This is a genomic window from Bradyrhizobium sp. AUGA SZCCT0160, assembly GCF_018130105.1.
Lineage (GTDB): Bacteria > Pseudomonadota > Alphaproteobacteria > Rhizobiales > Xanthobacteraceae > Bradyrhizobium.
On sequence record NZ_JAFCMD010000009.1, the window covers coordinates 52,649 to 63,431 of the forward strand.

The following is a 10,783-nucleotide window of genomic DNA, read 5'->3' on the forward strand; positions in this document are numbered from 1 at the left end:
CGACAGGTAGGAACATGCGGCCTTCGCGGCGCGAATTTGTGAAATGGGTGTCGGCGAGCGGCATCGCGCTCAGCCTGTCACGCTTGGGGTCGGCGGAAGCGGCCGGGTTGCCCCCTCGTGCCTCACTCCCGGGACGCGAGGGCTGGAACCCGGCGGCCAATGGTGCTGGCCGCATCGACGGCGTCGCTAAAGTCACCGGCGCGAAACTCTACGCGTCTGATTTCCGCGCGTCCGACCTGCCGGGCTGGCCGCAAAGCACCTCGCACGCGATCCTGGTTCGCGCGCCAGATGCCACGCATGTCTATATCGGAATGGATTTGGCGCGATTGAGCGGCGCGCTCAAGCCGTCGGTGGTCGTGACCGCTGATGACCTCGACAAGATCGGCACGCGCGTTCCAGCATTCTACACCGGCGACCTGTTCTGTCCGGTCGGCAAGACGCCGATCTATATGGGGCAGCCGGTCGCGCTGTTGATCTTCGAGACGTTTGACGCCTTCGACCGGGCGCGGCTGGCGTTGCGAGACGGGACCTTCGTCAGGTTCGGCGAAGAGACCGGCCCGGTCGCAATACCAAGCTACGGTGCCTATCGCTTCACGCGGGTGGCCGGCGCAACGCCCGATGCGCCCGATGTCTATTCGCCGATCCAGGCAGGTTGGGTCAGCCCGGGACGCTCCCAGATCTCGCCACTCCCGGTGTGGTCGCCGCTCGCAAAGGACACGCCGGCGCCTTACTCCAAGGCCGCGGTCTACGGCGAACAAATTCGAAGCGAACTCGCAGCGAAAAATTCCAATCTGCTGATGCTGGATCGCGAGTTTGAAACCCAATCCGTCGATCCGATGTTTCTCGAGCCGGAAGCCGGCATCGCCTGGTACAACAACAAAAGCGAAAGCCTGGAACTCGTCCTAGGCGTGCAGTCTCCCTACGAGGCGGCTGAATCGATTGAGCATATGCTCGGCAAGGCGAGCGCTCCATTCAAGCCGGCACGCATCAATGCCCAGTTCACCTATGTCGGCGGCGGGTTCGGCGGCCGCGACCACACCCCGTTCGTCCTCTATGTGGCGCTGGCGGCTATGTTCTTTCCTGGCCGTCCGGTCCGGCTGGCGCATGACCGCTATCAACAGTTTCAGGCCGGCATCAAGCGCCATCCCTTCAAGATGCGGTCCCGGATCGGGGTCGACCGGAGCACCGGCAAGATCACGGCCTTCGCCGCCGACCATGTGCTCGATGGCGGTGGCCTTGCGAACTTTTCTGTCAACGTGGCAACCGTTGCCGCGACTGCAGCGATCGGCATCTACGACATTCCCAAAGTCGATGTGACCACGGTTGTGGTGCATTCCCGTGGCGTCACGGCCGGGTCGATGCGCGGTTACGGCACGCTGCAGAGTATGACCGCGCTGGAAGTGCTGATCGACGAAGTCGCAGCTGCCTTGCCGCTCGATCCGATTGAATTCCGGCGCCGCAACGCGCTCAAGCCCGACGGCCGGACCATGTGCGGCAATCGCTACAGCGTCTCGGTCCGCACCACGGAAATGCTCGACAAGCTCGAGAAGCATCCGATCTGGCAGCAGCGCGCGCAGCAGAAGGCGGCAGCGCGGTCTGGCACCCTCGTTGGCACCGGGCTCGCCTGTGTGACCAAGGACTACGGCGCCGGCGCCGACTGTTCGCTGGGGCGTGTCGAACTCTCGCACGAAGGCCGGATTACGATCTATTGCGACCATGTCGAGATGGGCAATGGTATTGGCACGGCGCTGGCCAACCGGGTCGCGATCCATCTCGGCATAGTCGCCGACGAAGTTTCGGTGGCACGCGTCGATAGCTATGATGTCCTCGGGCTGGTCACGTCGGGCGATCCCTACACCATGGATCAGAAGACGCAGGATCGGGCAGAGAAAGACCCGCGCTGGGTGCCCGCGATCAGTACGGCGACCAGCGCCTCGGTCGGCGCGCATGTTGGAACCCATTCGGCGGCCGAGGCGGCGCGTGTCATCTTCCGCTTCGGCCTGTGGCCGGCGGCGCTTGAATTGTGGAACATCGCTCCGACCGACCCGCGCGCCAAGGATTGGGCGAAGGCGCAATGGAAAGACGGGCAGCTTGTTATGTCCGGTCTTGCCGCGCTGCCCTTGCCGGCACTGGCCGCGAAGGCGCATACACGCAATCTGGTGACCGGCGCCATGGCGCACAGCTTCTCCCGCTGGGAGTGGTCGCGTGCGCGCTTTCCGTTTAACGGCGAACAATATCGCGCCGAAATCGATGCGCTGGCGGTACGGAAGGGTAGCGGCAAGTTCGCCCGGATCGATCGGGTCAGCGTCAGATTCCCGCCAGCCGTCAACAACCAGAGTGGCAACACCTACACCTCGATGTGCGGAACGCTGGTCCGCGTCGAAATTGAGCGCGCGACCGGCGTGCTGCGTATCGCCAAGGCCTACAACGTATTTGAATGTGGCCGCGCATTGGTGCCCGAAGTGGTGCTGGGCCAGGCGCAAGGCGGCTTTGCGATGGGCGTTGGTTATGCGTTGCTGGAGAACCTGCCACCCTACGAGGGTGGTCCCGGCAACGGCCAGTGGAATCTCGGGCAGTATCTTGTGGCGCGCGGATCGGATTTGCCGCTGCATGACCTCGAAACCGAGATATTGCCGCCGCTGACGCCGGACGAGCCGCCGAAGGGCATGGCGGAAGTCGTGATGGTTCCGGTGGTGCCGGCGATCCTGAACGCCATCTTCGACGCCACCGGCCGCCGTTTCCAATCCCTGCCGGTGACCGCCGGCCTGCTCAAGGGAGTGCTCGCGTGACCAAATTGAGCATCACCATCAATGGCCGCGCGCACGGCCCAACAGATGTTCGCGACGATCTTTCGATGAACGATTTCCTGCGCGAGTATCTCGGGATGACCGGCACCAAGTTCGGCTGCGGCGCTGCGCAGTGCCTGAGCTGCGCCGTCATCATCGACAACCTCGATGGAACGAGTTTTACCAGCCCGACCTGCGTCGTTTCGGCAGTGAGTTTCGACGGCAAGGCTATTCGTACCGTCGAGGGACATGCGAAGAATGGCGAGCTTACGACGCTGCAGAAGGCGTTTGTCGAACACTTCGCGTTCCAGTGCGGCTATTGCACCGCCGGTTTCCTGAACGAGGGACAGGTGCTGCTGGAGCGTCTGGCGAAGGCGCCGGTCGCGCGCGCGGAACTCGAAAAAACCATTGCGGAAGCACTCGACGGACACATCTGCCGCTGCACCGGCTATGTCAAATATCATGAGGCTGTACGTGACGTGATCCTCGCGGATTCCAAGCGCTATCTTGTGGCGACCCAATGACCGGACGCGAGGACCAGGCGACATGAAATCGAAACTGCGGTTTCAGCTTCTCGTCTCTATCGCCACCGTAGCGACGAACATGCTTGCGGGCTACGCGGTTTCCGAAACCGCGCCCCAGCACCTTGCCAGCCCCGAGAGCTTCGCATCCATTGCCGATACGAACGCGCGATCGGCGGCGATGTTCACTGAACTCGGCAAAGTGCTCACCCATCCGCGCTGCACCAATTGCCATCCGGCCACTGACCGTCCGCGGCAAGGCGATGAGAGCCGCCTGCATCAGCCACCAGTCGCGCGCGGCATCGATGGCCACGGACTTCCGGCGATGCGTTGCTCGACTTGTCATCAGAATGCGAACTTCGAGCCCGGCCGCATGCCGGGTCATCCGGAATGGCATCTCGCACCGCGTGAAATGGCATGGGAAGGCAAGACGGTTGCCGAAATTTGCACGCAGCTCAAGGATCCCGCGCGCAACGGCGGTCGCAAGCCCGAGGATATGATCGATCACATCGGCGAAGATACGCTCGTCGGTTGGGCCTGGGCTCCGGGCGCCGGCCGCAGCCCCGCGCCCGGTACGCAAAAACAGGCCGGCGCGCTGGTCGAGGCCTGGGTGAAGTCAGGCGCGGCCTGTCCCGCACAGTGATCGCGGCAGCTACACCCTTGAAAGCGGACTCGTTATGCTCACTTCGAGTTCTTCCGCTGTTGACCCGAAGCTAACCTTCGAAGCTATAAAACACTTCTAAAAAATCGCGACATCGACCGACCGCCGGACCTGCGGACCGAGCGGATGTCCCTACTACTGTAAAACTAAGCATCGGTCATGACGCGCCGGGCGCCTCAAAGTTTAAAACCGATTTAACGTTGATCCCGCATGCTCGCCGCAGGCCGAGAGGAGGCGACATGCGCAGGTATCCTTATCAGCGCTTTCTGCAGTTTGACCTGACGCTGCTCGAGCAGCTTCGCTACAGCATGTTGCACCGTCCCTGTTGGATGCTGCAGAGATGGCTTGATCGCTTGTGGCATTCGAAGCTTATCTGGCGATGGATCGGCGAGCCGCTGCGTGACCGGAAGTATTCGCCATGGGCTGGTTTTTCGGCCGATACGCGCACGCCAATCGTGACAGATCCTAACCAGTTCGAGTGCCACACGCGACATAGCGTTGCTGTGGTCTACTGGAATTGCTCCCGGGGCACGGCGCCGAGCCCCCTTCGGGCGAAAAATGCACTGCTGCCCGATGGAACGCGAGGGATGGTTCAGAGCAGGACTGTGCCTTGGTGGCGGCGCAAGGGCAGCGGCGACAAGATTTGGATCATGGGAGACGTCGACATTCGAGCGGACGATGTCGTGTTTGTCGATCGCGCCTCGCAGGACCTCAGATACGATCCCCCGGCGGTCGAGATCGGCGCTCAGCTCGAACGCGACCTTGCTCTGCACCGGCCGTTCGTCGAGGCGCTGGCGGACGACAAATTCGCGACCGTCGCCCACCACATGCTGGCCCACCTTGAATGGATGCGGACCGGCACCCGCGAGATCGGCCTGTTCGAGGGGCTCCACCATATGTTCGCGTGCCTTCGCAACAAGGGCGAAGATTATCTCGACTTCAAGTTCGGCGACTATCCGGGAGTCGCGCCGACCAAGGCCGAGGCGGCGCAGCATGTCCTGCGAATGAAGGAGATGATGCGCTCGTTGGGCTGGCGCACCTACACGGCGGACGAGCTCCAGGCGAGGGTGCGCGAGGATTTCCGCGCCCGGCTCGAACGTCGCCTCGAAGCATGGCGGCAGCTTGACGCGTACGAAGCGCGGCCGGCCAGCAGCCATGATGTGCTCGCAAAGACCCCGCTCATCTCAGACATGCTGCTGTATGAGGGTGACGATCCGGAGTGGCTCGCTGAGCTACGGGGCGAGGAGCGGCTGGCAGCGTCCGCGCAATTTGTCCAACGACTGAAGAACCTCGCAAACAGCGGCCGCCTAACGGCGGGCGAATTCGAAGACCTGCTTCAAGCTCTGTTGTAGACGGCGAAACGCGCATCCGGCGACCGCCGCCCGCAATTGTGCCAAATCGACGCTTCGAAGCGTAGCTTTTTCAGACCGCGCCCGGAATGAACCGGGGGAGCCCGCCGAATTGCGGTTCTCAGGAAAAAATGTCTGCGTTTGGCACTAAACGGCGGTTCTCCAATGTCTGCTTTTCTGCCGCTTCTGGGGCTAAGCGGACATGGCGACTTATGAGTGCTCGGCCTAGCCGGTTGGCTGCTCTTGACGCAAGCCGCACTATTGCGCCGCGCGCCGGGCGTGCATTTGCCAAAATTGGGGGATGATGAAGAAGTGTCACTGATGTGCCCGACGTGTCAATCGTAGCTCTCTGGGGTGTCCGGTGCCGGTTATTCTCTTACTTTGCAAAGGGTTGTTTTCTTTGCATGGGGTTGTTTTCGCGATTTTGTGTTTCGGGCCCCCGCGGTGTGCGCCGATAGCGCATCGAAGGCGCGTGAACGCGCTGGCGGAGGCACCGCGCTCCACGCGAAAGGGGGGCCTCGACGCCTGATGCATGGCTTATTTGCTGTTTTCGCCGGTGTGCCCGCCGATAAAGCTACTCGGCGACGGCGGATTTTGATGCTACCTATCGGGGCATGAACCAGCATGCCAAGGTCGACATCCGCCACTCTACCTGCCCACATGATTGCCCATCGGCCTGCGCGCTCGATATCGAGGTGATCGACGGCCGCAGCATCGGCCGGGTGCGCGGTTCCAAGCAGCAGACCTACACTGCCGGCGTCGTCTGCGCCAAGGTCGCCCGCTATGCCGAGCGCATCCATCACCCCGACAGGCTGCTGCATCCGATGCGCCGCACTGGATCCAAGGGTTCCGGACAGTTTGCGCGAATATCGTGGGACGAAGCGCTCGACGAAATCGCCGCGCGTTTCGATCAGGCCGAGAAGGAGTTCGGTGCCCAATCGGTCTGGCCGTATTATTACGCCGGCACGATGGGCCTGGTGATGCGTGACGGCATCAACCGTCTTGCCAATGTGAAGAAATATTCCCGGTTCTATTCCACGATTTGCGCGAACGTCGCCCGTATCGGATTTGCCATCGGCACCGGCAAGATCGCCGGCGTCGATCCGCGCGAAATGGGCGTGTCCGACCTTGTCGTGATCTGGGGCACCAATCCCGTGAACACCCAGGTCAACGTGATGACGCATGCGATGCGTGCCCGCAAGGAGCGCGGCGCCAAGATCGCGGCGATCGATGTCTACAACAACGACACCATGAAGCAGGCCGACATCAAGATCCTGCTTAAGCCCGGCACGGACGGCGCGTTCGCCTGCGGCGTCATGCACGTGTTGTTCCGGGAAGGTTACGCCGATCGCGAATATATGGATCGCTACACCGATTGCCCGAATGAACTGGAAGCGCACCTTGCGACCCGTACGCCGGAGTGGGCATCGTCCATCTCGGGCGTGCCGGTCGAGGAGATCGAGGCGTTCGCCCGCCTGGTCGGTCAGACCAAGCGTTCGTTCTTTCGGCTCGGCTATGGCTTTACCCGGAGCCGCAACGGTGCGGCGCAGATGCATGCGGCGTTGTGTATCCCGGCGGTAACCGGCGCCTGGCAACATGAGGGCGGTGGCGCGTTCTTCAACAATTTTGCGATCTGGAAGTTCGATGAATCCATCATCGAGGGCCACGACGCGCTCGACCGTACCACCCGCTGGCTCGACCAGTCGCAGATCGGACGTATCCTGACCGACGACGCGGAAGCCTTGAAGGGCGGGCCGCCGGTCAAGGCGATGCTGATCCAGAACACCAACCCGATGACGGTGGCGCCGGAGCAGGCGCTGGTGCACCAGGGGTTTGCGCGCGAAGACCTGTTCATGGTGGTGCACGAGCAGTTCATGACCGAGACGGCTAACATGGCTGACATCGTGCTGCCGGCGACCATGTTCATGGAGCACGATGATCTCTATTACGGTGGCGGCCATCAGCATATTTCGGTCGGCGCCAAGCTGATCGATCCGCCCGGCGAGTGCCGTTCGAACCACGAGGTGTTGCAGGGCCTCGGCAGTCGGCTCAACGCGGTGCATCCCGGGTTTACGATGTCGCCGCGCGAACTGATCGACGCGACGCTGCAGAAGAGCGGCCATGGCGATATCGCGGCTCTGGAGGCGGATCTGTGGCGCGACCTCCAGCCAGATTTCCGCACCTCGCATTACCTCGACGGTTTTGCGCATGCGGACAAGAAGTTTCACTTCAAGGCCGACTGGGCGAACCCTCCTTTCGGCAACGCCGGTTTGGGGCCGTGGGCGCAGATGCCATCGCTGCCGGACCACTGGACCATTATCGAGGAAGCGGATGAGGCCCATCCGTTCCGTCTCGCCACCAGTCCCGCGCGCAGCTTCCTCAACACCAGCTTCAACGAAACGCCATCTTCGATCGCGCGCGAGGGCAAGCCCTCGGTGATGATGCATCCCGACGATGCGGCGGTGCTTGGACTCACCGACGGAGAGGTCGTCACCCTCGGCAATGTCAGGGGCGAGACCAATTTGACGGTAAAGCTGTTCGACGGGGTGCGGCGAGGCGTCCTGATCGCGGAATCCATCCAGCCGAACAAGGCCCATATCGGCGGCCGCGGGATCAACATGCTGACCGGAGCCGAGGCGGTTGCGCCCGTGGGGGGCGCGGCGTTCCATGACAACAAAGTCTGGGTGAAGAAGGCCGCACCCGCGGCCTAAATCCCGCTTGCAGTTTCCTGCCATCCTGCCGCAAATGTTCGCCAATCCATGGCAAACAGGGCGAGCGGAACAATGACCGACAACAGCAGCGTAATACGCGAGAAGCGCGGACAGGCGTTCTGGATTACCATCAACCGGCCGGACAAGCGCAACGCCATCAATGCCGACGTGGTCGCCGGTATCGCGAAGGGGTATCGCGACGCCCATGACGACAAGGAAGTGCGCGTCATCGTGCTGACGGGCGCGGGCGACAAGGCCTTTTGCGCCGGCGCCGACCTGCAGAACAGCGGCGCCGCCTTCGCGATGGATTTTTCCAGGCCGAATGTCGACTACGCCGATTTGTTGCGGCTGTCGCAGAACGCCACCAAGCCTGCGATCGCGCGGGTAGGGGGCGTTTGCATGGCCGGCGGCATGGGCCTGCTCTGCATGACCGATATGGCGGTTGCCGCCGATCACGTGATCTTCGGGCTGCCCGAAGTGAAGGTCGGCGTGTTTCCGATGCAGGTGATGAGCCTGTTGCAATCGATGGCGCCGCCGCGCCTCGTCAATGAGTGGGCACTGACGGGCGAACCGTTCGATGCCAAGACGGCTCAGGCCGCCGGGCTGCTGAATTACGTGGTGCCGTCAGCCGAGCTCGACGCCAAGGTCGAATGGCTGATCAGCCGTATCGTCGACAAATCGCCGACCGCGATCCGGCGCGGCAAATATGCCATGCGCGCCATCGCCTCGATGTCGTTCGACGAAAGCATCGCCTACACCGAAAGCCAGATCGCCTTGCTGGCCATGACGGAAGATGCCAAGGAGGGCCTCAAGGCCTTCAGTGAAAAACGCAAGCCCTCCTGGACGGGCAAATAGTTCGGTGTGGCCTCCTATGTGAACCTTGGGGGGCCAGTAAATCAATATATTGCTGCCCGTGAATTTGGTCCTGCTCAACGGGACCGGGCGAGCATGGATGAAGGAATTGACGCCGTGGGAGCGGACTCATGACGGCAGGCTCGGGCCGGGTGCGCCGAGGGGTCTTGATAAGGATCGCGCCATTTGGCACTCTGACGGTGGATTTTTCCTGAGCGTCGATTTTTTCCAAAGGGGGTTTCATGCAAAGGCCATTGCTGACGATTGTGGCGGCGACCTTTGCCGCGGTGCTGCTTTCCGGCGGCAGCGTTCAGGCCGGTCCGTACGCTTTTGGAGATGCACCCTACCGACTGAACTGGTGGTACGATCCTGAGATCGAATCTGGCTGCTGGAAATGGAATTGGCAGCTGCACCAGTGGAACGACTACTGTCCACGGTATGTGCAGCCGAAGGCCTATATGTATCCGCGTTCCCCGCGGGTGGCGTTGCGTACCAAGGGCTAGCGCCCATTAGGGCAGCCGGAGGCTGTCCTAACTGTTCTTTAGTTCATGACGGTTGGGCTCAAGAACGTAGAATGGTGCACGCAACCTGGTTGTGCTTTCCGAAGTTGAGCAAGGCGTTTTCACGGAAGCCGTCGAGCCATACCCCGTGTCCTGCATACCGATAGCCCACGCCCATTGGGATCAGCCGAACGCGGGTTGCGCCGCGATGCCCCGTGTGGAGGGATGCTGTGACGACTTCGCCCACGACACTGACGGCGATCGGGCAAAGCGGGTACTGCCGGCCGTTCTCACAGGTGAAAACGATCTCCGAACAATTGCCGATGGAGCTTGGGCCTGATGTCATCAACCCGAGGTCTGCGGCGTTTGCCGATAGGCTGCCGACACAGGCGACAAATCCAAATGAAATTGCGATCGAAAAAAAATTGCTCAATACGACGCGCATTGCGGCCCCCAAAAGTCGGAAACTGCGGATAACTGAGCAAAAATTGGCCATAGGGTCAAATAGATATTCCCTCGCTCCCCTGCATTGCGGGCTGGGAGCGCGCATTGGTTCGCGGCAAGTTCGGCGATCAACTCATGGCGGCCGCAAAGCCCGTGCTTGATGGATACTTTGGAGGTGAACTTTGACAGGGCCTTCGGCCAGGCCAAGCACCTGTGCGATCTCCTTGAAGCTCGGCGTTTCAGCATTGCAATGCTCTGCAGCGACGCAAATTCAGCGGCCGCTGCCACGCGGCGTGGTTCAATGGGGTCCCGCATCGTCAACGAAAACCCGAACACGCTCGATGCGTTTTGGTTGACCTTGCGCCAGACCACGAATCTCACCGGCAGCGCCTAGTCTCAAGCCGGGATGGCAAAGTTCGATCTGCCGAGCTGTTGCAAGCGTCTCAGTTGTCAGTTGCCCGGGGATTTCCAGGCAGCGCGTGATCAGATCTTTTGCTGCGCACCGGCGCCCGCCACATTCACGGTGATTTTCTGGATCTCCGTGCGCCCACCGTCGAACTTGACCTCGATCGTCAAGACATCATTGCCCAGGAATTCCGGTGGCGATTTGTAGAAGGCGACATAGGCCGGCACTTCGAGTGCAAGGCAGGCCTTGTAATTGGTCGCCTTCACCTTCGCAGTCTTGACGACCACCTTACCGGAGGCCGGCGGGGTCACCAGCCGTATGGTCGGCAGCGGGCCGGATGTGCAGTCGGGAAGAACGTTGAGGTAGACGCCGATCTGGGTGTCCTTGTTTGGAACGGATTTGACCGTCCGCTCGACGACTCGGGATGGCTCCTGCGCCGAGGCGAGGCCGGCAAGACCAGTCAGCACGAAGGCTGCGGCAGAAGATAATACCTTCATTCCCTGTCACCCGATCGCTGACGCTTTGCCCAAAATTGGGCAAACCGCTCATTCCA

Annotated in this window: 10 protein-coding genes; 8 read left to right on the top strand and 2 right to left on the bottom strand. The window is 61.7% G+C overall.

Annotated features, from left to right (window positions below; genetic code table 11):
* Positions 1-14: 14 nt before the first annotated feature.
* The 7 genes from JQ558_RS16505 to JQ558_RS16535 all read left to right on the top strand — a co-directional run bounded on the left by JQ558_RS16505 (position 15) and on the right by JQ558_RS16535 (position 9,383).
* Positions 15-2,789, top strand: a complete 2,775-nt coding sequence (locus JQ558_RS16505) for a xanthine dehydrogenase family protein molybdopterin-binding subunit (protein ID WP_212294246.1) — start codon at positions 15-17, stop codon at positions 2,787-2,789.
* Entirely contained in the window at positions 2,786-3,310 is a 525-nt protein-coding gene (locus tag JQ558_RS16510; RefSeq protein ID WP_212210087.1) for a (2Fe-2S)-binding protein, read from the top strand. Before JQ558_RS16505 ends, JQ558_RS16510 begins: the two co-directional genes overlap by 4 nt.
* A 22-nt stretch (positions 3,311-3,332) precedes the next feature.
* Positions 3,333-3,950, top strand: coding sequence for an Isoquinoline 1-oxidoreductase subunit (locus JQ558_RS16515; protein ID WP_212294247.1), 618 nt, complete (start codon positions 3,333-3,335; stop codon positions 3,948-3,950).
* A 257-nt stretch (positions 3,951-4,207) separates the two neighbouring features.
* On the top strand, positions 4,208-5,320 hold the full coding sequence (locus JQ558_RS16520) for a hypothetical protein (protein ID WP_212294248.1): 1,113 nt from the start codon (positions 4,208-4,210) through the stop codon (positions 5,318-5,320).
* A gap of 611 nt (positions 5,321-5,931) precedes the next feature.
* Positions 5,932-8,028, top strand: a complete 2,097-nt coding sequence (locus JQ558_RS16525; protein WP_212294249.1) for a molybdopterin oxidoreductase family protein — start codon at positions 5,932-5,934, stop codon at positions 8,026-8,028.
* A 72-nt stretch (positions 8,029-8,100) separates the two neighbouring features.
* Entirely contained in the window at positions 8,101-8,883 is a 783-nt protein-coding gene (locus tag JQ558_RS16530; RefSeq protein ID WP_212294250.1) for an enoyl-CoA hydratase/isomerase family protein, read from the top strand.
* A gap of 239 nt (positions 8,884-9,122) precedes the next feature.
* A complete protein-coding gene (locus tag JQ558_RS16535) occupies positions 9,123-9,383 on the top strand; it encodes a hypothetical protein (protein ID WP_211997439.1) in 261 nt (86 codons plus the stop codon).
* 58 nt (positions 9,384-9,441) lie between these two features.
* Here JQ558_RS16535 and JQ558_RS16540 read toward each other — a convergent pair whose 3' ends face one another.
* Positions 9,442-9,825, bottom strand: coding sequence for a hypothetical protein (locus JQ558_RS16540; RefSeq protein ID WP_212294251.1), 384 nt, complete (start codon positions 9,823-9,825; stop codon positions 9,442-9,444).
* A gap of 156 nt (positions 9,826-9,981) precedes the next feature.
* Between JQ558_RS16540 and JQ558_RS16545 the strand changes: the two genes are divergently transcribed.
* The gene (locus JQ558_RS16545; protein WP_212294252.1) at positions 9,982-10,218 is read left to right on the top strand and encodes a hypothetical protein; all 237 of its coding nucleotides are present in this window, start codon (positions 9,982-9,984) and stop codon (positions 10,216-10,218) included.
* 89 nt (positions 10,219-10,307) lie between these two features.
* On the opposite strand, the gene JQ558_RS16550 is transcribed toward JQ558_RS16545, so the two are convergent.
* Complete coding sequence (locus JQ558_RS16550; protein ID WP_249142504.1) at positions 10,308-10,727, bottom strand: hypothetical protein; 420 nt, start codon at positions 10,725-10,727, stop codon at positions 10,308-10,310.
* Positions 10,728-10,783: the final 56 nt, after the last annotated feature.

Excerpts from the sequence above, each read along its gene's own strand:
- JQ558_RS16550 (WP_249142504.1), bottom strand. The coding sequence starts at position 10,727 with ATGAAGGTATTATCTTCTGCCGCAGCCTTCGTGCTGACTGGTCTTGCC.
- JQ558_RS16535 (WP_211997439.1), top strand. The coding sequence starts at position 9,123 with ATGCAAAGGCCATTGCTGACGATTGTGGCGGCGACCTTTGCCGCGGTG.
- JQ558_RS16525 (WP_212294249.1), top strand. The coding sequence starts at position 5,932 with ATGAACCAGCATGCCAAGGTCGACATCCGCCACTCTACCTGCCCACAT.
- JQ558_RS16540 (WP_212294251.1), bottom strand. The coding sequence starts at position 9,825 with ATGCGCGTCGTATTGAGCAATTTTTTTTCGATCGCAATTTCATTTGGA.
- JQ558_RS16505 (WP_212294246.1), top strand. The coding sequence starts at position 15 with ATGCGGCCTTCGCGGCGCGAATTTGTGAAATGGGTGTCGGCGAGCGGC.
- JQ558_RS16520 (WP_212294248.1), top strand. The coding sequence starts at position 4,208 with ATGCGCAGGTATCCTTATCAGCGCTTTCTGCAGTTTGACCTGACGCTG.
- JQ558_RS16530 (WP_212294250.1), top strand. The coding sequence starts at position 8,101 with ATGACCGACAACAGCAGCGTAATACGCGAGAAGCGCGGACAGGCGTTC.
- JQ558_RS16515 (WP_212294247.1), top strand. The coding sequence starts at position 3,333 with ATGAAATCGAAACTGCGGTTTCAGCTTCTCGTCTCTATCGCCACCGTA.